General features: G+C 63.7%; 20 protein-coding genes. 13 read left to right on the forward strand and 7 right to left on the reverse strand.

All coding sequences use genetic code 11. The features are described from left to right. Window positions 1–96: 96 nt before the first annotated feature. The 3 genes from lspA to AB3X96_RS28425 form a co-directional block, all read right to left on the reverse strand. On the reverse strand, window positions 97–603 hold the full coding sequence (gene lspA / locus AB3X96_RS28415; RefSeq protein WP_013090301.1) for a signal peptidase II: 507 nt from the start codon (window positions 601–603) through the stop codon (window positions 97–99). Continuing rightward, window positions 603–3,440 carry an isoleucine--tRNA ligase gene (gene ileS, locus AB3X96_RS28420; RefSeq protein WP_368592339.1) on the reverse strand — a complete coding sequence of 946 codons (2,838 nt, stop codon included), beginning with the start codon at window positions 3,438–3,440 and terminating at the stop codon, window positions 603–605. The genes lspA and ileS overlap by 1 nt, the downstream gene beginning before the upstream one ends. Before the next feature lie 163 nt (window positions 3,441–3,603). Further along, window positions 3,604–4,599, reverse strand: a complete 996-nt coding sequence (locus AB3X96_RS28425; protein WP_176105244.1) for a bifunctional riboflavin kinase/FAD synthetase — start codon at window positions 4,597–4,599, stop codon at window positions 3,604–3,606. Window positions 4,600–4,737: 138 nt separating this feature from the next. Between AB3X96_RS28425 and purN the strand changes: the two genes are divergently transcribed. The 6 genes from purN to nadC all read left to right on the forward strand — a co-directional run bounded on the left by purN (window position 4,738) and on the right by nadC (window position 11,690). Then, on the forward strand, window positions 4,738–5,391 hold the full coding sequence (gene purN / locus AB3X96_RS28430; protein ID WP_018437862.1) for a phosphoribosylglycinamide formyltransferase: 654 nt from the start codon (window positions 4,738–4,740) through the stop codon (window positions 5,389–5,391). Next, entirely contained in the window at window positions 5,388–6,647 is a 1,260-nt protein-coding gene (locus AB3X96_RS28435; protein ID WP_176105246.1) for an RsmB/NOP family class I SAM-dependent RNA methyltransferase, read from the forward strand. Before purN ends, AB3X96_RS28435 begins: the two co-directional genes overlap by 4 nt. Window positions 6,648–6,710: 63 nt before the next feature. Further along, window positions 6,711–8,099 carry a mechanosensitive ion channel family protein gene (locus tag AB3X96_RS28440; RefSeq protein WP_368592340.1) on the forward strand — a complete coding sequence of 463 codons (1,389 nt, stop codon included), beginning with the start codon at window positions 6,711–6,713 and terminating at the stop codon, window positions 8,097–8,099. Window positions 8,100–8,299: 200 nt separating this feature from the next. After that, window positions 8,300–9,496: a fatty acid desaturase gene (locus tag AB3X96_RS28445; RefSeq protein ID WP_368592341.1), complete on the forward strand. Its 1,197-nt coding sequence runs from the start codon at window positions 8,300–8,302 to the stop codon at window positions 9,494–9,496. 131 nt (window positions 9,497–9,627) lie between these two features. Continuing rightward, complete coding sequence (gene nadA / locus AB3X96_RS28450) at window positions 9,628–10,767, forward strand: quinolinate synthase NadA (protein WP_368592369.1); 1,140 nt, start codon at window positions 9,628–9,630, stop codon at window positions 10,765–10,767. Continuing rightward, window positions 10,767–11,690: a carboxylating nicotinate-nucleotide diphosphorylase gene (gene nadC / locus AB3X96_RS28455; protein WP_368592342.1), complete on the forward strand. Its 924-nt coding sequence runs from the start codon at window positions 10,767–10,769 to the stop codon at window positions 11,688–11,690. Before nadA ends, nadC begins: the two co-directional genes overlap by 1 nt. Window positions 11,691–11,814: 124 nt before the next feature. Here nadC and nadB read toward each other — a convergent pair whose 3' ends face one another. The 4 genes from nadB to radC all read right to left on the reverse strand — a co-directional run bounded on the left by nadB (window position 11,815) and on the right by radC (window position 15,173). After that, complete coding sequence (gene nadB, locus AB3X96_RS28460) at window positions 11,815–13,413, reverse strand: L-aspartate oxidase (protein ID WP_176105249.1); 1,599 nt, start codon at window positions 13,411–13,413, stop codon at window positions 11,815–11,817. 226 nt (window positions 13,414–13,639) lie between these two features. Continuing rightward, window positions 13,640–13,807 carry a 50S ribosomal protein L33 gene (gene rpmG, locus AB3X96_RS28465; protein ID WP_008919555.1) on the reverse strand — a complete coding sequence of 56 codons (168 nt, stop codon included), beginning with the start codon at window positions 13,805–13,807 and terminating at the stop codon, window positions 13,640–13,642. 10 nt (window positions 13,808–13,817) lie between these two features. Then, a complete protein-coding gene (rpmB, locus tag AB3X96_RS28470) occupies window positions 13,818–14,051 on the reverse strand; it encodes a 50S ribosomal protein L28 (protein WP_006050117.1) in 234 nt (77 codons plus the stop codon). 210 nt (window positions 14,052–14,261) lie between these two features. Further along, the gene (gene radC, locus AB3X96_RS28475; RefSeq protein ID WP_176105250.1) at window positions 14,262–15,173 is read right to left on the reverse strand and encodes a DNA repair protein RadC; all 912 of its coding nucleotides are present in this window, start codon (window positions 15,171–15,173) and stop codon (window positions 14,262–14,264) included. A gap of 210 nt (window positions 15,174–15,383) precedes the next feature. Between radC and AB3X96_RS28480 the strand changes: the two genes are divergently transcribed. The 7 genes from AB3X96_RS28480 (at window position 15,384) to AB3X96_RS28510 (ending at window position 22,457) form a co-directional block, all read left to right on the forward strand. Next, the gene (locus AB3X96_RS28480; RefSeq protein WP_368592343.1) at window positions 15,384–15,839 is read left to right on the forward strand and encodes a peptidylprolyl isomerase; all 456 of its coding nucleotides are present in this window, start codon (window positions 15,384–15,386) and stop codon (window positions 15,837–15,839) included. 2 nt (window positions 15,840–15,841) lie between these two features. Further along, entirely contained in the window at window positions 15,842–16,801 is a 960-nt protein-coding gene (ispH, locus tag AB3X96_RS28485; RefSeq protein WP_176385394.1) for a 4-hydroxy-3-methylbut-2-enyl diphosphate reductase, read from the forward strand. A gap of 544 nt (window positions 16,802–17,345) precedes the next feature. Next, a complete protein-coding gene (locus tag AB3X96_RS28490; RefSeq protein WP_368592344.1) occupies window positions 17,346–18,548 on the forward strand; it encodes a branched-chain amino acid ABC transporter substrate-binding protein in 1,203 nt (400 codons plus the stop codon). 228 nt (window positions 18,549–18,776) lie between these two features. Continuing rightward, window positions 18,777–19,727 (forward strand): branched-chain amino acid ABC transporter permease, encoded by a 951-nt coding sequence (locus tag AB3X96_RS28495; protein ID WP_176105253.1) that lies wholly within the window; start codon window positions 18,777–18,779, stop codon window positions 19,725–19,727. Window positions 19,728–19,753: 26 nt separating this feature from the next. Beyond that, window positions 19,754–20,923 (forward strand): ABC transporter ATP-binding protein, encoded by a 1,170-nt coding sequence (locus AB3X96_RS28500; RefSeq protein ID WP_368592345.1) that lies wholly within the window; start codon window positions 19,754–19,756, stop codon window positions 20,921–20,923. A 20-nt stretch (window positions 20,924–20,943) separates the two neighbouring features. Then, window positions 20,944–21,735 carry an ABC transporter ATP-binding protein gene (locus AB3X96_RS28505; RefSeq protein ID WP_027198609.1) on the forward strand — a complete coding sequence of 264 codons (792 nt, stop codon included), beginning with the start codon at window positions 20,944–20,946 and terminating at the stop codon, window positions 21,733–21,735. After that, complete coding sequence (locus tag AB3X96_RS28510) at window positions 21,735–22,457, forward strand: ABC transporter ATP-binding protein (RefSeq protein WP_176105255.1); 723 nt, start codon at window positions 21,735–21,737, stop codon at window positions 22,455–22,457. The genes AB3X96_RS28505 and AB3X96_RS28510 overlap by 1 nt, the downstream gene beginning before the upstream one ends. The last annotated feature ends 49 nt before the right edge of the window (window positions 22,458–22,506 follow it).

Here is a 22,506-nt window from a genome sequence, read left to right on the forward strand (position 1 = left end):
CGGCGCGAGGGCGTTGCCCGTCGCCGTCGCCGCGCGTTTCAAACCGGACGTGAGGCGCGGCTCTCGCAACCGCGGCCGTGCCTCACGTCGGCGACGTTAGCGTGTGCCGCGTACCCGCCGCAACTCGTCGATCACGAGCAGGATCGCACCGATCGTGATCGCGCTGTCGGCGAGATTGAACGCCGGCCAGTGCCAGCCGCCCACGTGGAAGTCGAGGAAGTCGATCACGTGGCCGTACGCGAGCCGGTCGATCACATTGCCGAGCGCGCCGCCGAGAATCAGCGCGAGCGCCGTGCAGAACATTTTTTGCCCGCTATGCCGCTTGAGCAGGTAGCAGATCACGAGCGCCGCGACCACGCCGAGCGCGGTGAACGCCCAGCGCTGCCAGCCGCCCGCCATCGCCAGGAAGCTGAACGCGGCCCCGCGGTTGAACACGAGAATCAGGTTGAAGAACGGGGTAACCTCGTGCGGCACACCGTAGGCGAACACTTTGCGCACCGCGATTTTCGTCAGCTGGTCGAACAGGATGACGATCAGCGCGATGCCGAGCCAGGGTGCGAGCGAGCCGCTTGCGGTGGACGTTTTCGACATGGTTCTCGCCATTATGCCGCGCTCCTCGTTTCGCCACTGCCGAACAGATTGCTGAAGCAGCGGCCGCACAGCGACGGATGCTCGGCATTCGCGCCGACGTCCGCGCGATAGTGCCAGCAGCGTTCGCACTTCAGGTACTTCGAGGCGATCACTTCGACACCTTCGTCCGCTTCGCTATCGACCTTGACGACGGTTGCCGCCGACGTGATCAGTACGAACTTCAGGTCGTCGCCGAGGCTCGCGAGCGCGTCGTAACGCGCGCCGCTCGCGCGGATTTCGACTTCCGCCTGCAGCGACGAGCCGATCAGGTTCGCGACCCGCGCCTCTTCGAGCGCCTTGGTCACGTCGCCGCGGACCGCGCGCAGCAGAGTCCACTTGTCGAGCAGCGCGCCCGCGTCCGGTACGGCCGGATACGCGTGGTAAGTCTCGGTGAAGATCGTTTCGCTGTCCGGCTGGAACACCTTCCACGCTTCTTCCGCGGTAAACGACAGGAACGGCGCCATCACGCGCAGCAGGCCGTGTGCGATGTGATAGAGCGCGGTCTGCGCCGAGCGGCGCGCGACCGAATCCGCCGCGGTCGTGTACAGGCGGTCCTTCAGCACGTCGAGGTAGAAGCCGCCCAGGTCTTCCGAACAGAACGTCTGCAGCTTGGCGACGACCGGGTGGAACTCGTACTTCTCGTAGTGCGCGAGGATGTCGTTCTGCAGATTCGCCGACAGCGCCACCGCGTAACGGTCGATTTCAAGCCAGTCTTCCACCGGACGCGCGTGCTGCGCGAAGTCGAAGTCCGACAGGTTCGCGAGCAGGAAGCGCAGCGTATTGCGGATACGGCGATAGCCTTCCGTCACGCGCTTCAGGATTTCCTCGGAGATCGCGAGTTCGCCCGAGTAGTCGGTCGACGCGATCCACAGGCGGATGATTTCCGCGCCGAGGCGGTTCGCCACTTCATGCGGATCGATGCCGTTGCCGAGCGACTTGCTCATCTTGCGGCCTTCGCCGTCGACGGTGAAGCCGTGGGTGAGCAGCGCGTTGTAGGGCGGGCGGCCATCGAGCATCGACGCGGTCAACAGCGACGAATGGAACCAGCCGCGATGCTGGTCCGAGCCTTCGAGGTACAGGTCGGCCGGGAACTGCAGCTCGTCCTTGTGCGAGCCGCGCAGCACGTGCCAGTGCGTGGTGCCCGAGTCGAACCACACGTCGAGCGTGTCGCGGTTCTTTTCGTACAGGTTGGCGTCGTCGCCGATCAGCTCACGCGGATCGAGCGATTGCCATGCCTCGATACCTTCCTTCTCGACACGCTGCGCGACCTGTTCGAGCAACTCCAGCGTGCGCGGATGCAGCTCGCCGGTTTCCTTGTGCACGAAGAACGCCATCGGCACGCCCCATTGGCGCTGGCGCGACAGCGTCCAGTCCGGGCGGTTCGCGATCATGCTGAAGAGGCGCTGCTTGCCCCACGACGGATAGAACGCCGTGTTCTCGATGCCTTCGAGCGCGGTCTCGCGCAGCGTCTTGTCGCCGTCGTTCGGCTTCACGTCCATGCCGGCGAACCACTGCGAAGTGGCGCGGTAGATGATCGGCGTCTTGTGGCGCCAGCAGTGCATGTAGCTGTGCGTGTACTTTTCGGTGCGCAGCAGCGCGCCGGCGCCTTGCAGCGCCTCGACGATCTGCGGATTCGCCGCCCAGATCGAAAGGCCGCCGAACAGTGCGAGCGATTCGATGTAGCGGCCGTCGCCCATCACCGGGTTGATGATGTCCGAGTCGGCCATGCCGTGCGACTTGCACGACACGAAGTCTTCCACGCCGTACGCCGGCGACGAGTGCACGATGCCGGTGCCGGTTTCGGTCGTCACGTAGTCGCCGAGATAGACCGGCGCGGTGCGCTTGTAGCCCGGATGCGCGGACGCGAGCGGGTGGTTGAAGCGCAGGTTCACGAGCTTTTCGCCCGGCGTCGTCGCGATGACGTTTCCTTCGAGGCCGTACAGCTTCAGGCACGCCTCGACGCGTTCCTCGGCGAGGATCAGCAGGCCGCGCGGCGTGTCGACGAGCGCGTAAACGATTTCCGGATGCAGGTTCAGCGCCTGGTTGGCGGGAATGGTCCACGGCGTGGTGGTCCAGATCACGATGCCGCCTTCGTTGCGCGGCAGCGCGGCAAGGCCGAACGCCTGCGCGGTCTTCTCCGGTTCGGCGAAGCTGAATAGCACGTCGATGGTCGGATCGGTCTTGTCCTTGTACTCGACTTCCGCTTCAGCGAGCGCCGAGCCGCAGTCGAAACACCAGTTGACCGGCTTCAGGCCGCGGAACACGTAGCCCTTTTCCATGATTTTCGCGAGCGCGCGGATTTCGCCGGCTTCGTTCGCGAAGTTCATCGTCTTATACGGATTGTCCCAGTCGCCGAGCACGCCCAGGCGGCGGAAGCCGGCCTTCTGCTTCTCAATCTGCTCGGTCGCGTAGGCGCGCGCCTTCTGCATCACTTCGGCCGCCGGCAGCGACTTGCCGAACTGCTTTTCGATCTGGATTTCGATCGGCATGCCGTGGCAGTCCCAGCCCGGCACGTAGACCGCATCGAAGCCCGCCAGATTGCGCGCCTTGACGATCATGTCCTTCAGGATCTTGTTCACCGCGTGGCCGAGGTGGATGTCGCCGTTCGCATACGGCGGCCCGTCGTGCAGGATGAACTTCGTGCGGCCCTTGGAGGCGGCGCGGATCTTGTCGTACACCTTGCGTTCCTGCCAGTCCTTGACCCATTGCGGCTCGCGCTTGGGCAGGTCGCCGCGCATCGGAAACGGCGTGTCGAGCAGGTTTACCGGGTAGCGGGACTGCGGTTTCGAATCGGCTTTCTTGTTGCTCATGATGTGGGTGGCGGTGAATTCGTTTCTATGCGTAGCGGCGCGCGGATTGCGCGCTGCGCGAGGAGCGGGGCGCGCCCGGCAGGCGGCTCCGCGTGAAACCCGGATGCCCTTCGATGCGCGGCGACGGTTCGTGCGGCGCGGCGCGCCGGCCCGAACGCGGCGGTTATCTAATTCGGTCGGTGGCCGAGGTGGCGAAACCGGTGGAACGGCTGCCCGGCGTGCCGGCGCCGACCGCGGCGAACCATGCGCGCGCGTTGGCGACGTCGCGCGCGATCGCGGCGGTCAGCGTTTCGAGGTCGACGAACTTCTCCTCGTCGCGCAGCTTCTTCAGAAATTCGACGCGCACGAGTTTGCCATACGCGTCGCCGTGCCAGTCGAGCAGGTGCACTTCGAGCAGCACGCGGCCGGAATCGTCGACGGTGGGGCGCAGGCCGAGGCTCGCGACGCCCGGCAGCGGGTGCTCGGCGATGCCGTGCACCTGTACGACGAAGATGCCGGCCAGAGCCGGACGCTTGTGCGCGATCGGCAGATTAAGCGTCGGAAAGCCGAGATCGCGGCCGAGCTTCATGCCATGGGTAACGTGGCCGCTGATCAGATAGTCGCGGCCGAGCGCGGCGCGCGCCGAGTCGAGGTCGCCCGCGACCAGCGCCGCGCGCACGCCCGAGCTCGAGATGCGCGCGCCCGACGGATCGGCGACCGTCGCCATCTGTTCGACCTCGAAGCCGTAATGCTTGCCGGCCTCGCGCAGCGACGCGAAATCGCCGGCGCGCTTCGCGCCGTAGCGAAAGTCGTCGCCGATCATGATCCAGCGCGCGTGCAAGCCGTTGACGATGATCCGCTCGACGAACGCATCTGGCGACTGGCTCGCGAACGTGTGATTGAAGTGCTCGACGACGACCCGGTCGACTCCGTTGGTGCGCAGCGCCTCGAGCTTGTCGCGCAGCATCGCGATGCGCGGCGGCGCGCCGGCCGGGTTGAAGAACTCGCGCGGGTGCGGCTCGAAGGTCATCACGCAGACGGGCAGGCCGCGCGCGTTGGCGGCCGCGCGCACGTGCGCGAGCAGAGCCTGGTGGCCGCGGTGGACACCGTCGAAGTTGCCGATGGTCAGCGCGCACGGCGCACGGCTCTCGGCATTGGGAAGACCGCGGAAGACTCTCACGATAGCGGGTTGCAGCGGTTGCTGCGATTGCAATAGGGACGCGGGCAGGGTGCCGCAAAACAATCGATTATAAACGCTTGGCGCAATAGACGGCTGCGCGGTCGCGGTCGGGCGATTGCCGAATGATAAAATCCGCGCATGAAAAAACTCGTCATCCTGATTTCCGGGCGGGGTAGCAACATGGAAGCCATCGTGCGCGCTTGCGCGAGCGAAGGCTGGCCGGCGCGGGTCGCCGCCGTGATTGCCAACCGTCCCGATGCCGCGGGGCTCGCGTTCGCGGCGTCGCATGGTATCGCCACGGCGGTGGTCGACCACCGCCAGTTTCCGGATCGCGACAGCTTCGACGCGGCGCTGGCCGAGCAGATCGACGCTATCGCGCCGGACCTCGTCGTGCTCGCGGGCTTCATGCGGGTGCTGACCGAGCGCTTCGTCGACCATTACGCCGGGCGCATGCTGAACGTGCACCCGTCGCTGCTGCCGAGCTTTCCGGGCCTGAAGACTCACCAGCAGGCGCTCGACGCCGGCGTGCGGTTCCACGGCGCGTCAGTGCATTTTGTCACATCAAAGCTGGATCACGGGCCGATCGTCGTGCAGTCGGCCGTGCCCGTCGAGGCGGGCGATACCGCACAGACGCTCGCCGCACGCGTGCTCGCCACCGAGCACATCATTTATCCACGCGCGGTGCGCTGGTTCGTCGAAGGGCGTCTCGCTCTGGACGGCTCGCGCGTCACGCTTACGCCGTCGGAGCCGCAATGGCTCTTTGCCGGTCACACCGCCGGAGAGGGCGCATGAGATTGCATGGTTTCCTGATTGGACAAACTGAAACGCTGCTGGCCGAAGTACTGCGGCTGAACGGCCCCGCCGACGCCACCACGAGCCGCTTCTTCCGCGCGCATCCGAAGCTCGGCCACGCCGAGCGCGGTGTGATCGCCGAGGCGGTGTTCGCCGTGCTGCGCCGCCGGATGGAGTTCGCGCATCTGGCCGAAAGCGGCACCGGCAGCCCCGCGCGCCGCATGGCCCTGCTGGGCCTGATGCAGACGGTCGGACGCTCGGCGTTGAAGCCGTTCGTCAGCGAGGCCGAGGCGACGTGGCTCGAACACGTGTCGAAGATCGATCCGGAAAGCCTGCCGCTGCGGATTCGCCTGAATCTGCCCGACTGGATCTGCCAGGCTTTGAGCACGCGTTTCGAGGGTCCCGAACTCGCGCAGCTGGCCGCCGCGCTGAACTACCCGGCGCCGCTGGATCTGCGCGCGAATCCGATCAAGGCGAGCCGCGACGACGTGCTGGGCGCGCTGTCCAAGGCCGGCATCGAGGCGGGCGCGACGCCGTTCGCGCCGCTCGGCGTGCGCGTGGTCGGCAAGCCGGCGTTGACGAAGCTCGACGCGTTCCAGCAGGGCTGGCTCGAAGTGCAGGACGAGGGCAGCCAGCTGCTGTGCTCGCTGGTCGCGCCGCGGCGCGGCGAGATGATCGTCGATTTCTGCGCGGGCGCGGGCGGCAAGACGCTGGCGCTCGGCGCGGCGATGCGCTCGACCGGCCGACTCTACGCGTTCGACATCTCCGAGCGTCGTCTCGCGAAGCTGAAGCCACGGCTCGCGAGGAGCGGCCTGTCGAACGTGAATCCGGTGCTGATCGACAGCGAACACGACGCGAAGATCAAGCGTCTGGCTGGCAAGATCGACCGCGTGCTCGTCGATGCGCCGTGCAGCGGCCTCGGCACGCTGCGCCGCAATCCGGATCTGAAGTGGCGCCAGTCGCCGGAGTCGATCGCCGAGCTGGCGCCGAAGCAGGCGTCGATTCTCGCGAGCGCGGCGCGTCTCGTGAAGAAGGGCGGCCGGCTCGTCTATGCCACGTGCTCGATTCTCGACGCGGAAAACGAGGCGGTCGTGCAGCAGTTCCTCGCCGACCACACTGATTTCGCGCTGGTGCCCGTGCGCGACGTGCTCGCCGAGCAGCGCATCGAGCTGGAGATGGGCGACTACCTGTCGCTGTGGCCGCACCGCCACGCGACCGACGGCTTCTTCGCCGCCGTGCTCGAGCGCCAGAGCTAGGCAACCGGCTGCAGGCCGGCGCGCGCGGATAATCCGCACGTGCGGGCGATTTCGGCGACATCCATGCACACGACTTTTCCCCATATGTTCAGCGATATCGCGCGCGACTTCGGTCAGCCCGTGATGCTGTGGCAGGTCGCGATCCTGCTCGGGACGCTGCTCGTCGCGTGGCTGCTCGCGCGGACGCTGCGCCGCCGGATCAAGCGGTCGCAATCGCCGCGCTACGAGAGCCTGCGCTTCGGCATGGAAAGTCTGGATCGAGCGGCTTTTCCGCTGATCGGCGCGGCGCTCGTGTGGCTCGCGCGGGCGATCGCCGGCCAGTTCATGGATACCGCGCTGCTCGATCTGGCGCTGGTGCCGCTCGTCGGCATCGGGCTGATCTACATCGTGTTCTTCTTCGCGCGGCGGGTGTTCAACCGCGAAGGGGGCGAGCATCCGTGGCTGTTTCTGGTCGAGAAAATCGTGTCGGTGGTCGTTTGGGTCGGCATGGTGCTCACGCTGTTGGGCATTCAGAACGCCGTGATCGCATGGATGGACAGCGTGAGCTTCCGCGTCGGCAATGCGCATATGACGCTGCTGTCGCTGATCACTGGGCTGCTGTGGGTCGCGGTCACGATGATCGTCGCGATGTGGCTCGGCTCGTCGTTCGAAGACCGCCTGATGCGCTCGAAGACGCTCGACGCGAATCTGAAGGTGGTGGTCGCGCGCGTCGGCCGCGCGGCCTTCGTGCTCGCGGCGCTCCTGATGAGCCTGTCGATCGTCGGCATCGACATCACGGTGCTCGGTGTGTTCGGGGGCGCGCTCGGCGTCGGGCTCGGCTTCGGCATGCAGAAGATCGCGAGCAACTACGTGTCGGGCTTCATCATCCTGCTCGACCGCTCGTTGCGGATCGGCGACACGATCAACGTGGGCGGCCTGCAGGGCCGCGTCACGCAAATCCGCACGCGCTATACCGTCGTGCGCGGACTCGACGGTATCGAAACGCTGATTCCGAACGAGAAGTTGATCACCGACGTCGTGCAGAACCAGTCGTCGTTTCTGACTCGTGGCCACGCGAGGGTGCCCGTGCAGATCGCCTACACATCCGACGTCGAACAGGCGATGACGCTGCTCGCCCTGGCCGCCGCCGACGTGCCGCGGGTGTTGAGCGAGCCGGCGCCGACGCCATTTCTGGTCGGTTTCGGCCCGGACGGCGTCAATCTCGAGTTGGGCTTCTGGATCGAAGACGCGGCGAGCGGCACACGTGGCGTGCTCTCTGCGGTCAACCGCAACATCTGGCGTCTCTTTTCCGAGCACGGCATCAGGATTCCGCTTGCGCAACGCGAGGTGCGCATCGTCGCTCGGGCAGGCGGCGCAATGCCGCACCCGGCAGCAATGACCGATCCGGCGCACGACGCCGCGACCGATTCAGCGCTCGGGCGCGCCGACGGGGCCGCCAGCGGCGATCGTTAGACCCAGCTTTTGGCCGTTGCAAGTGATGCGCCAGTGCCGAGGCAATCGCTATCGGCTTGATAGTGAACAAAAAATCCCTATTTGTTACAAACACTTGGAACGCTTCCAGTAGAATAACGTCCTATCCCGCTGTATGCTTTCACTTTCATGACACGCGCGCCGCGTGTGCTTCGTATCTCTCGTTCTGCAGGTAACTTACCTTGTTGAATTCTTTGCTCGATTTCCTTGCCCACGGACTGCTGCATTTCTCGTGGTGGCAACTCATCGTGTACACGCTGATCGTGACGCACATCACGATTATCGGCGTGACCGTCTATCTGCATCGCTGCCAGGCGCACCGCGCGCTGGATCTGCACCCGATCGCGAGCCATTTTTTCCGTTTCTGGCTGTGGATGACCACCGGCATGCTGACCGGCCAGTGGGCGGCGATTCACCGTAAGCATCACGCGAAATGCGAAACCGAAGAAGATCCGCACAGCCCGCAGACACGCGGCATCTGGAAAGTGCTGCTCGAAGGCGCCGAACTCTATCGCACCGAAGCGAAAAACGAAGAAACGATGCGCAAGTTCAGTCACGGTACGCCGAATGACTGGCTCGAGCGCAACGTCTACACGAAATACCCGATCCTCGGCGTGAGCCTGATGATGGTGATCAACGTCGCGCTGTTCGGCGTCGTCGGTCTGACCATCTGGGCCGTGCAGATGGTCTGGATTCCTTTCTGGGCCGCGGGCGTGGTCAACGGTCTTGCACACTTCTGGGGCTATCGCAACTTCAATTCGTCGGATGCGAGCACCAATATTTTCCCGTGGGGCATCATCATCGGTGGCGAGGAACTGCATAACAATCACCACACGTATGCGACGTCCGCGAAGCTGTCGAACAAGTGGTACGAGTTCGACATCGGCTGGATGTACATCCGCATCATGCAGGCGTTTCGTCTGGCCAAGGTGAAGAAGATCGCGCCGACGCCGCGCCTGACCACCGGCAAGCTCGTGCTCGATCAGGACACGCTGCAGGCCGTGCTCGCGAACCGCTACGAAGTGATGGAGCGTTACGCGAAGGCGATCAAGCGCGCGTACCGTCAGGAGCTCGCGCATCTGAAGGAAGTCGGCGCGCGCGAGAAGTATCAGGTGATGCGCGGTGCGCGTAGCTGGTTCCACAAGGAAGAGGCGGGCCTTAACGAGCCGCAGAGGCTTCAGCTGCCGCAGATTTTTGCGAGCAGCCAGAAGCTGAAGACCTACATCGATATGCGCAACGAACTGGCGGCGATGTGGGAGCGCTCCAACGCGTCGCGCGAGCAATTGCTGGCGCAATTGCAGGACTGGTGCCATCGCGCCGAGCAGAGCGGCATCAAGGCGCTGCAAGACTTCGCGATGCGACTGCGTCGATATGCCTGAAATCTATTAAAATTTCAGGACGTCACAAAACCCCGCGTTGGCGGGGTTTTGCGTTTTTTGGGCTGTGGAAATGCATTGCGCGTGTTGCGCGAGTGGCAAGCCGCGGCGGCCAGGTGAGGGCAAAGGAGATGATGGAGCAGCAGGCGATCAGGACCGTCGAATTCGATCGGCCTCAGGCGCAGGGCACAACCTGCGGGATCGGGCAGGCGTGGGCGAAGGTGCCCGAGACGCCGTCCGCGGAAGAGAAGCGGGCGCTGAAGGCGCGCATCCGCGAATTGCTCAAGCGCGCGAAAGCGGTGCTGGTCGCGCATTATTATGTCGACGCTGAATTGCAGGAGCTCGCAGACGAAACCGGCGGTTGCGTGGCCGATTCGCTGGAAATGGCGCGCTTCGGGCGCGATCACGAAGCGCAGACGCTGGTGGTCGCGGGCGTGCGCTTCATGGGTGAGACCGCAAAAATTCTCAGTCCGGACAAGCGCATTCTGATGCCGGATCTGGACGCGACCTGTTCGCTCGACCTCGGCTGTCCGGCCGACGAGTTCTCGGCGTTCTGCGACGCACACCCGGACCGCACGGTGGTCGTGTACGCGAACACGAGCGCAGCCGTGAAGGCGCGCGCGGACTGGATGGTGACGTCGTCGATCGGGTTGGAGATCGTCGCCGATCTGCATGCGCGCGGCGAGAAGATCATCTGGGCACCGGACCGTCATCTCGGTAGCTACATTCAGGGCAAGACCGGCGCGGACATGCTGATGTGGCAGGGCTCGTGCCTCGTGCACGACGAATTCAAGGGCATCGAGCTCGATCTGCTGCGCGCCGAATATCCGCACGCGAAGGTGCTCGTGCATCCGGAGTCGCCGGCCAACGTGGTCGCGCTGGCGGACGTCGTCGGCTCGACCACGCAGTTGATCGACGCTGCGCAGAAGCTCGACGCGACGCACTTCATCGTCGCGACCGACCTCGGCATCCTGCACAAGATGCAACTCGCCGCGCCCGGCAAGACGCTGATTGCCGCGCCGACGGCCGGCAACAGCGCGACCTGCAAGAGCTGCGCGCATTGCCCGTGGATGGCGATGAACGGCCTGGCGAATCTGGCCGATGTGCTCGAGCGCGGCCATAACGAGATCTTCGTCGATCGCGCGATCGGCGAGCGGGCGCGTCTGCCGATCGACCGTATGCTCGATTTCGCGGCGCGTCACAAGAAGCGCGTGCAGGCGAGCGGCGATCTCGCGCGCGACGCGCAACTCTATTCGAACGTGGGAGCGGCGTAATGACGGTGGTGCAGGAGGCGCCTGAGCAGGCAGTGGCGCGCGATGGGGCCAACGCAATATCGCCGCTTTTCGCGGAGATTCACGCGCAGTACGGCGAGGCGTTCGACGCTGCGCTCGCGCGCAACGTCGCCGATGCGCTCGCCGAAGATATCGGTAGCGGCGATCAGACCGGCCGCCTCGTGCCTGCCGATGACGTTCGCAACGCGCGCATCATCGTGCGCGAGGAAGCGGTGCTATGCGGCGTGCCTTGGTTCGACGCGGTGATGCGTGCGGTTGATCCGCGCATCGAAGTTCAATGGCGTTACCGCGAGGGCGACCGCATGAGCGCCGATACGACGGTCTGCGATCTGCGCGGGCCGGTACGCGCGCTGCTGACCGCCGAGCGTAACGCGATGAATTTCCTGCAACTGCTGTCGGGCGTGGCAAGCGCAACCCGCCGCTATGTCGACGCGATTGCCCACACGAGCACCCGCGTTCTCGATACGCGCAAGACACTGCCGGGTTTGCGGCTCGCGCAGAAGTACGCGGTGCGCGTCGGCGGCGGTGCCAATCAGCGACTCGCGTTGTACGACGGCATTCTGATCAAGGAGAACCACATTGCCGCGGCCGGCGGAGTGGGTGCGGCGATGGACGCGGCGCTCACGTTGAATGCGGGCGTGCCGATCCAGATCGAAGTCGAAACGCTCGAACAACTTGAAACCGCGCTCGCGCATCGCGCGCAGTCGATCCTGCTCGACAACTTCTCGTTCGACATGATGCGCGACGCGGTTCGCATCACGGCCGGGCGCGCGGTGCTCGAGGTGTCCGGCGGCGTCAATTTCGAGACCGTGCGCACGATCGCGGAGACGGGCGTGGATCGCGTGTCGATTGGTGCGCTGACCAAGGACGTGCGCGCGACCGACTACTCGATGCGGATCGTTTGAGCGTCGCGCGTCTTAGCGCATCGATCGACGCCCATGACGACTGAACAAGGCCATTGCCGGAGTTTGCCGGCAATGGCCTTGTTATTTGCGGCGCCGTTTCAGCGTACGCTCCGGCGCGATGCCATCAGGCATTCGGCCTGCGGACATACTTTGGCGTGAGCACCGTCGGCAGCGCCTTGGGCAATGTGGCCGGCCAGTCACGACTGAAATGCAGGCCGCGGCTTTCGCGCCGCGAGCGCGCGCCGTCCACGATCAGGGACGCCACGTCGACCAGATTGCGCAGCTCCAGCAGATCGCGGCTTACCTTGAAGTTCGCGTAGTACTCGTGGATTTCGTCGCGCAACAGCGCGAGCCGGTGCTTCGCGCGTTCGAGCCGTTTGTCGGTGCGCACGATGCCGACGTAGTTCCACATCAGCCGGCGCAGTTCGTCCCAGTTGTGCGCGACCACCACTTCCTCGTCCGGATCGGACACGCGGCTTTCGTCCCAAGCCGGCAGCGGCGCGTGCACGGCGGCGGCGAAGCCTTCCGCTTCGATCGCCTCGGCAGCGGCGCGGCCGATCACGAGGCATTCGAGCAGCGAATTGCTGGCCAGCCGGTTCGCGCCGTGCAGGCCGGTGCAGGACGTTTCGCCGACCGCGTAGAGACCCGCGAGGTCAGTGCGCCCCGCCAGATCGGTTACGACGCCACCGCACGTGTAGTGCGCGGCCGGCACCACCGGAATCGGCTCTTTCGTGATGTCGATGCCGAACTCGAGGCAGCGGGCGAGGATCGTCGGAAAATGCTCGTGCAGGAACGCGGCCGGCTGGTGGCTGATGTCGAGGTACACGCAGTCGATGCCGCGTTTCTTGATCTCAAAGTCGATCGCCCGCGCGACGATATCGCGCGGCGCAAGCTCCGCGCGCTCGTCGTGATTGGGCATGAAGCGTGTGCCGTCGGGCAGCTTCAGAATGCCGCCTTCGCCGCGCACTGCTTCCGAAATCAGGAACGACTTCGCGTACGGGTGAAACAGGCACGTCGGGTGGAACTGGATGAATTCCATGTTCGCCACGCGACAACCGGCGCGCCATGCCATCGCGATGCCGTCGCCGGTCGCGGTGTCGGGGTTGGTCGTGTACAGGTACACCTTGCCCGCGCCGCCGGTCGCGAGCACCGTATGCGGCGCTTCGATCGTAACGGTGCGGCCGCTTTGCAGATCGAGCGCATACAGACCATGGCAGCGCCGGCCAGGTAGGCCGAGGCGTTCGGACGTAATCAGGTCGATCGCGTGATGATCTTCGAACAGCGTGATGTTCGGATGATGGCGCACCTGCTCGCTGAGCGTGGCGACGACCGCATGGCCGGTCGCGTCGGCCGCGTGAATGATCCGGCGATGGCTATGGCCGCCTTCGCGCGTCAGATGAAAGCCCAGCTCGGCGGCGTCGTCTTTCGTGAATGGCACGCCCTGTTCGATCAGCCATTCGATCGCATCGCGCCCATGCTCGACGATAAAGCGCGTCGCAGCCTCGTCGCACAGACCGCCACCCGCGATCAGCGTGTCGCGCACGTGATTTTCGACGCTGTCCGCGGAATCCAGCACCGCGGCGATACCGCCTTGCGCCCAGTCGCTCGCGCCCTCGGTCAGCGATCGCTTGGCGATCACAGCAACGCGCCGTGTCTGCGCGAGGTTGAGCGCGACGCTCAAACCAGCCAGACCGCTACCGACAATCGCCACATCGAATTCCATTACCCACATCTCCGTCTTTCGTTTTGCGATGACGGCGTGCGAACCGCACGCCGCGAAAACGACAAAGGATACGCGCCACGACGCACTAGCGAAAGCAGCCCGAACGGAATAGGGCGATTTACGCGGGCATTGCTGCGCTATCGCGAAGCCCGCCCAAAAACAAAAAAGCCTCGCACGGATGCGAGGCTTTTCATGTTTTTGCCTTCGTCAGGCTGGAGAGCCAAGATTACTTGATCTTGGTTTCCTTGTAGTCAACGTGCTTGCGGATGACCGGATCAAATTTCTTGATCAGCATCTTTTCCGGCATGTTGCGTTTGTTCTTCGTGGTCGTGTAGAAGTGACCCGTGCCTGCGGTCGATTCCAGCTTGATCTTGTCGCGTGCGCCTTTCGCCATGATTTACTCCTTAGGCTTCACCGCGTGCGCGCAGGTCTGCGAGCACAGCGTCGATACCGTTCTTGTCGATCAGGCGCAGGCCGGCGTTCGAAATACGCAGACGCACCCAACGGTTTTCGCTTTCCACCCAGATACGGCGGCTTTGCAGGTTCGGCAGGAACCGGCGCTTGGTCTTGTTGTTCGCGTGGGAAACGTTGTTGCCGCTCATCGGCGCTTTCCCAGTTACTTGGCATACGCGTGCCATGAGAGCACTCCTAATACGCTAATTCTGAGTTCGAACGCCGTGAAAGTTTCCCGAAAAGAGCCGCGCTGAGAGTGTGCGAACTTGCGCCGAATTTGCATCGAGGCACTTCGCTACCACAGCCGCCTGACCTTTGCGGAACGCCTTGATGGCTTCGGAACAGGGGGTTGGAAATAGGCAAACCGGAATTCTAGCAGAAAAAAAGCCGCAAAATCAAACCTTATTTGCGACGCGGGGCACGGCGCCGTGCGGTGGCCCTTCCGCTTCCCGCGCTCCAGCGGGCTTGCGTGCGAGCTCCGGCCAGCCGGCGCGGGCGAACGAGTATACGCTGTCCGCGCCGATCACCAGATGATCGATCAGCTGCACATCGACGAGCGCGAGCGCGTCGCGCAGTGTCTGCGTGAGGCGGCAGTCGCTCGCGCTCGGCTCGACAGCGCCGGACGGATGATTGTGCGCAACGATCAGGCTGGCCGCGTTCGCGGCGAGCGCCCGCCGCACGATCTCCCGTGGATACACCGCCATCCGCGTGAGCGAGCCGCGCGCGCTTTCCTCGCAGCGGATCAGCCGATGCCGCGCGTCGAGAAACAGCGACACGAACACCTCCTGCGGCTGTCCGCCGATCAGAAGGCGCAGATAACTTTCGACCGCTTCGGGCGAATTCATCAGCTGGCGCTTGCGCATCTTGTCCACGAGGGAGCGGCGCGCCATTTCCATGATCGCGAGCAATTGCGCCTTTTTTGCCGGGCCAATGCCGCGAATGCCATCGAAATCCTGATAAGTGGCGTCGAGCATCGCGCGCAGTGAGCCGAAGCGATCGAGCAGTGTCCGCGCGACGCTGAACACGTCGTGACCGGGCAGGCCGGAGCCGAGCACGAGCGCGATCATTTCGGTGTCCGACAGCACGTCGGGGCCCTGGTCGATCAGTCGCTCGCGCGGCATGTCGCGCCGGAGCCATTTGCCCCGGAACAGTTGCCGCCGGCTGCGGACCGCCGAGTCGGCGGTTTCTGAGGGAGTCCTGGCCGACCGATTGGAGGCGGCTTTCGCGCCGCCCGTGGCGCGTGGGCGCGCCTTCGGTCGCAGTTTTGCCGCAGGTGTTTCGTCGATTGTGCTGGCGAAATCAGCCATATATATAGAGTCCTCCGCGTAAGGTTGACGGCGCACACGCGGCGCAGCGCGCCGGAGTGCCGTGCCACCCTCACGCGCGACGGACTCAAGCCGGCGCCCGCTAGGTGGCTTACAATAGACGCTTTGCGCACGGCACCCGACGGTTTGCCACACGCGTCGACTGCGCCCGCGGCGCACGCGTGCAGCGCGCTTCGACTGAGCGAGCATTGCATGAGCATCATCGATATTTCCGAGGTGAAACCCGGTTCACACGTCACGCTGCATTACCGGCTTTCCCTTGCCGATGGCGCCGAAGTGATCAACACGTTTAACGACAAGCCGGCCACGCTGCTGCTCGGAGCCGGTCAACTGGCGCCGCCGCTGGAAGATATTTTGCTGGGTTTGAAGGTGGGCCACCATTCGACCTTTCAGCTACCGCCGGGGCAGGCGTTTGGTTCGCGCAATCCGGACCTGATCCAGCGCGTGTCCCTCGCCACGCTGCGGGAGAACAGCATGATCGGCGAGGATTTTTCGCCGGGTGATCTGGTCGAATTCAACGCGCCGGGCGGCGGGCGCTACGCCGGCGTGCTGAAGGAAGTCGGCGAAACGTCGGCCCTGTTCGATTTCAATCACCCGCTTGCCGGCCAGGCGCTGGCGTTTGAAGTGAAAATCATCGGGATTTTGTAAACATGAGCATCACGGATACGACTCTTGCCGAAGCGGAGATCCTGCTGGCCCAGCCACGCGGTTTCTGCGCCGGCGTCGACCGGGCGATCGAGATCGTCGAGCGGGCCATCAAGCTGTATGGCTCACCGATCTACGTGCGTCACGAAATCGTTCATAACGCCTATGTGGTCGAAGACCTGCGCAAGAAGGGTGCGATCTTCATCGAGAACCTGGAGGAAGTGCCGGCTGGCAACACGGTGATCTTCAGCGCGCATGGCGTGTCGAAGGCCGTGCGTTCGGAGGCGGAGTCACGCGGGCTGCGGGTATACGACGCGACCTGTCCGCTCGTGACCAAGGTGCATATCGAAGTCGCCAAGATGCGTCAGGACGGTTTCGACATCGTGATGATCGGCCACAAAGGCCACCCGGAAGTGGAAGGCACGATGGGTCAAGCGGCCGAGGGCATGCATCTGGTCGAGGACATCGAAGACGTGCAGGCGCTGCAGCTCGCCGATCCCGAGCGGATCGCGTTTGTCACCCAAACCACGCTGTCGGTCGACGACGCCGCCGAAATCATCGGCGCGCTGAAGGCCAAGTATCCGTCCATCCGTGAGCCAAAGAAGCAGGACATCTGCTACGCCACGCAGAATCGCCAGGACGCCGTGAAGTTCATGGCGCCGAAGTGCGACGTCGTGATCGTCGTCGGCAGTCCGAATAGCTCGAATTCGAACCGCTTGCGCGAGCTCGCCGAGAAGCTCGGCGTACCGGCCTACATGGTCGATTCGCCCGATCAGATCGATCCGGTCTGGGTGGAGGGCAAGCGCCGCATCGGTGTGACCGCCGGTGCGTCGGCGCCCGAGGTGCTGGCCCAGGCAGTGATCGCGCGTCTGCGTGAACTGGGTGTGCGCAACGTGCGCGCGCTCGAAGGCATCGAGGAAAACATCGCGTTTCCGCTGCCGCGCGGGCTCGGTCTGCCAGCCTGACAATCCGTTAGCATCGCTGAAAGGAAAGCGCGCCCTCGGGCGCGCTTTTTTTATGGCGCGAGTCTGTGGGGCACTGAGAAAATTAGGTGCCGGATCGAATGAATTCGCACGTTTCAGTGCTCTCGCGCACAAACTATTTTGGAATTGTGATCGGGTGTTTTATTGATTTTCGAGCGATGTGCCCCTGTTTTAATCTAGGCCAAGAGCTTAAGACGAATTAATCATGCACTGAATTGGTGCTCTTGCCGCGCGTGGGATAAAAGGACATATCCGACGCAAGCCCCGGCCTAGCCGGCATTCACGCCGAGGGACCGCAACACTTGGTGCCATCGGGTTCGGCGACGGTGCAACTGATGCACGCAAACGGATCGCAACCGGGTTGCTCTTTTTCGCGGACTTTGCGTTCAATATCAGGTTGCAATGCAGGAAAACCCCACCGGTTCAACAATATTGCCACCCGCATAATTGGAGTTACAATGCGCGCGTTCTCAAGGCCTTGAGGTCCTGGACAGTGGATTTTGCAAGGCGCAGGAGACCTTACTTGATGCGAGTCAAATTTGCTTACGCCGTGTCCATCGCGGCCGCGGTTGCGATGCTGACCGCGTGCGGCAAGAAACAGGATGGCGAAGCGGGAGCGGGCGCATCGGCGGCTTCGTCCGCTGCGGTTGCCACCGCGAGCGAAGCGACTATCGTAAAGATTGGTCACGCGGCCCCGTTGACGGGCGGCATCGCGCACCTGGGCAAGGACAACGAAAATGGGGCGCGCCTCGCGGTCGAGGAAATCAACGCGCAGGGCCTGACGATCGACGGTCGCAAGATCCAGCTGCAACTCGACGCGCAGGACGATGCGGCGGACCCGAAAACCGGCACCGCCGTCGCGCAGAAGCTGGTGGACGATCACGTGGTCGCGGTGATCGGGCACCTGAACTCCGGGGTCTCGATTCCGGCGTCGAAGATCTACAGCGACGCGAGCATCGTGCAAATCTCGCCGTCGTCGACCAATCCGGCGTATACGCAGCAGGGTTTCAAGACGACCTATCGAGTGGTCGCAACCGACGCACAGCAGGGTCCGGCGCTCGCCAATTACGCGATGAAGGCGCTGGGCGCCAAACGCATCGCGATCGTGGACGATGCGACCGCCTACGGCAAAGGTCTCGCGGACGAATTCGCGAAGACCGCCGAGGCGAGCGGCGCGAAGATCGTCGCGCGGGAGGCGACGAACGACAAGGCCACGGATTTCCGGGCCATTCTCACGAAGATCAAGAGTGTTCAGCCGGACGCGATTATGTTCGGCGGCATGGACGCGACGGGCGGGCCGTTTACGAAGCAGGCGGCGGCGCTCGGTATCAGGGCAAAAATCCTTGGCGGCGACGGTGTGTGTACCGACAAGGTAGGTGAGCTGGCGGGTACCGCCGTGCAAAACCTGGTCTGTTCGGAAGCAGGACTCGCGCTTTCGAAAATGACCAATGGAGCGGACTTCGAAAAGAAGTACGAGGACCGCTTCCACACGCCGGTGCAGATTTACGCGCCGTTCACGTATGACGCTGTGTACGTGATCGTCGATGCAATGAAGCGCGCTAATTCGATCGAGGCGCCCAAGGTGCTGGCTGCGATGCCTTCGACCGATTACAACGGGGTAATCGGCCACATCGCGTTCGACGACAAGGGTGATTTGAAAGAGGGCGCCATTACACTTTACGACTTCAAGGACGGCAAGAAAGCAGTGCTCGACGTCGTAAAGATGTGATGACGGGAAGTTCGGCCTGACGGCACCGACACCATCCAACGGTGCCGTTTTTGCATCCGCCCAAGGGGAGTTCGCGACCGCATCACGGTCGTCAGGGCAAGCCGGCAGCGGATAACCCTTACCGGTCTTTTACATCAGTACCCGCAGTGCCGTTGAGATTCGTAGTGCATCACCGCCCACCGGCAGATGAAAAACGCGAATCCAGTCGCACGGGCTAAGGAGCAATAAATGGATATCTTCATCCAGCAGATCCTGAATGGACTGGTGCTTGGCAGTGTCTACGCCATCATCGCACTGGGCTATACGATGGTTTACGGCATTCTGGGCATCATCAACTTCGCTCACGGCGATGTGTTGATGGTGGGCGCGATGGTTGCGCTCTCCGCCATAGGTGTGCTGCAGAACCACTTCCCCGGCCTCGGCAACGTGCTGACGCTGGTCATCGCGCTGCTCATCGCGGCGGCGGTCTGCGCGGTGGTCGGCTACACGATCGAACGCGTGGCCTACCGGCCGTTGCGCCGCGCACCGCGTCTCGCGCCGCTGATCACCGCGATCGGTGTGTCGATTCTGCTGCAGACGCTCGCGATGATGATCTGGTCGCGCAATCCGCTGCCGTTCCCGCAGCTGTTGCCCACTGACCCGATCAACGTGATCAAGGCCACCGACACGACGCCCGGCGCCGTGATCTCGATGACCGAAATCGTGATCATCGTGGTGGCGTTCATCGTGATGGGCGGCCTGCTGCTGCTCGTGCATAAGACCAGGCTCGGCCGCGCGATGCGCGCGATCGCCGAGAATCCGAACGTCGCGAGCCTGATGGGTGTGAGCCCGAACTTCGTGATTTCGGCGACCTTCATGATCGGCTCGGCGCTCGCGGCGCTCGCCGGCGTGATGATCGCGTCCGAATACGGCAACGCGCACTTCTACATGGGCTTCATCCCTGGCCTGAAGGCCTTTACCGCGGCGGTGCTCGGCGGTATCGGCAATCTCGGCGGCGCGATGGTCGGCGGCGTGCTGCTCGGCCTGATCGAGCAGTTGGGCGCCGGCTATATCGGCAACCTCACGGGCGGCGTGTTCGGTAGTAACTACCAGGACGTGTTCGCATTCATCGTGCTGATCGTCGTGCTCGTGTTCCGTCCGTCGGGTCTGCTCGGCGAACGTGTCGCGGATCGCGCCTGATCCCGGGCCACAAGGAGTCAACAATCATGACCTCAATTCAACCGATCGAGCCGTCCACAACGCTCATCCCCGAAAAGAACCGCACCAAGACGCTGACCATCGGCATCCTTACGACGATCTTCGTGATCGCCGCGCCGATGATCATCGGCGCGGCGGGCGGCAACTACTGGGTCCGCGTGCTCGACTTCGCGATGCTGTACGTGATGCTCGCGTTGGGCCTGAACGTGGTGGTGGGCTTTGCCGGCCTGCTCGACTTGGGCTACATCGCGTTCTACGCGATCGGTGCCTACACGGCCGCGCTGCTGAGCTCGCCGCACCTGTCGACGCAATTCGAATGGATCGCGGCGCTCGCGCCGCACGGCTTGAACGTGCCGATCTGGATCATCGTGCCGATCGCGATGGCGCTGGCCGCGATGTTCGGGATTCTGCTCGGCGCGCCGACGCTGCGTCTGCGCGGCGACTACCTGGCGATCGTGACCCTCGGCTTCGGGGAAATCGTGCGGATCTTCATGAACAACCTCGACCGTCCGGTGAACATCACCAATGGTCCGAAGGGGATCACCGGGATCGCTCCGGTGCAGATCGGCGGCTTCAGCTTCGCGCAGTCGCACTCGCTGTTCGGCATGCAGTTCCCGGCGGTGTACCTGTACTACTACCTGTTCGTGCTGTGCGCGCTGTTCGTGATCTGGACGTGTACGCGTCTGCAGCATTCGCGTATCGGCCGCGCGTGGGCCGCGATCCGCGAAGATGAAATTGCCGCCAAGGCGATGGGCATCAACACCCGCAACGTGAAGCTGCTCGCGTTCGCGATGGGCGCGTCGTTCGGCGGCTTGTCGGGCGCGATGTTCGGTGCGTTCCAGGGCTTCGTGTCGCCGGAATCGTTCACGTTCTGGGAATCGGTCGTGGTGCTCGCCTGTGTGGTGCTCGGCGGCATGGGCCACATTCCCGGCGTGATTCTCGGCGCGGTGCTGCTCGCTGTGTTCCCCGAGTTCCTGCGCTCCACGATGGGTCCGCTGCAGAACATGATCTTCGGACATGAAGTCGTCGATACCGAAGTGATCCGTCAGCTGCTGTACGGTCTGGCGATGGTCGTGATCATGCTGTATCGCTCGGAAGGCCTGTGGCCCGCGCCGAAGCACGAAGACAAGATTGCGAAGCTGGCGAAGCGTAGCGGCAAGAAGCCGGTGCGCGCATAAGGTCCGGTGGAGAAAAAGACATGAGCGATAACGTAAGCAACAACGCGGCGATCCGTCTGTCGGTGAAAGGCGTCAACAAGCGCTTCGGCGGTTTGCAGGCGCTTTCCGAGGTCGGCCTGCAGATCCGCGCGGGTGAAATCTACGGTCTGATCGGCCCGAACGGCGCCGGCAAGACGACCTTCTTCAACGTGATCACGGGTCTGTACACGCCGGATTCGGGCGAGTTCAAGCTCGACGGCGAGAACTACACGCCGACCGCGGTCTATCAGGTCGCGAAGGCGGGCATTGCGCGCACGTTCCAGAACATTCGCCTGTTCGGCGGCATGACCGCGCTCGAAAACGTGATGGTCGGCCGTCATGTGCGCACCAAACACGGTCTGCTCGGCGCGGTGTTCCAGACCCCGGCCGAACGCCAGGAAGAGCGCGAGATCAAGGAGCGCGCGCTCGAACTGCTCGACTACGTCGGCATCACGCAGTACGCGGACTACACGTCGCGCAACCTGTCGTATGGCCACCAGCGTCGTCTGGAGATCGCGCGTGCGCTGGCGACCGATCCGAAGCTGCTCGCGCTCGACGAACCGGCGGCCGGCATGAACGCCACCGAGAAAGTCGAGCTGACCAAGCTGCTCGACAAGATCCGCGCGGACGGCAAGACGATTCTGCTGATCGAACACGACGTGAAGCTCGTGATGGGCCTGTGCAACCAGATGACGGTGCTCGACTATGGCAAGGTGATCGCACAGGGTCTGCCGCAGGACGTGCAGAAGGATGCGAAGGTGATCGAAGCTTATCTGGGTGCGGGGGTCCACTGATGTCCACGACGCAAGCAATGTTGAAAATCAAGGGCCTGCAGGTCAACTACGGCGGCATCCAGGCGGTAAAGGGTGTTGACCTCGAAGTCGGGCAGGGCGAACTCGTCACGCTGATCGGCGCGAACGGCGCGGGCAAGACCACGACGATGAAGGCGATCACCGGCCTGAAGGCGTACGCGGCCGGCGACATCGAGTACATGGGCCAGTCGATCAAAGGCCTGCCCGCGCACGAGTTGCTCAAGCGCGGTCTCGCGATGGTGCCGGAAGGTCGCGGCATCTTCGCGCGTATGTCGATCGTCGAGAACATGCAGATGGGCGCGTATCTGCGCAACGATGCCGACGGTATCAAGTCGGACGTCGAGCGCATGTTCGGCTTCTTCCCGCGTCTGAAGGAGCGCGCCTCGCAATACGCGGGCACGCTGTCGGGCGGTGAGCAGCAGATGCTCGCAATGGCGCGCGCGATCATCTCGCGCCCGAAACTGCTGCTGCTCGACGAACCGTCGATGGGTCTGTCGCCGATCATGGTCGAGAAGATCTTCGAAGTGGTGCGCTCGATTTCCGCTGAAGGTATGACGGTGCTGCTCGTCGAGCAGAACGCGCGTCTCGCGCTGCAGGCGGCCAATCGCGGCTACGTGATGGACTCCGGTCTGATCACGATGTCGGGCGACGCGAAACAGATGCTCGACGATCCGAAGGTTCGGGCCGCTTACCTGGGTGAATGAGTGGGTGAACGAGTCGGTGAATAAGTAGCTGATGAGTTGGACGTGTGCC

It is taken from the genome of Paraburkholderia sp. BR13439 (assembly GCF_040948805.1).
In the GTDB taxonomy this organism is placed as follows: Bacteria; Pseudomonadota; Gammaproteobacteria; order Burkholderiales; family Burkholderiaceae; genus Paraburkholderia; species Paraburkholderia youngii.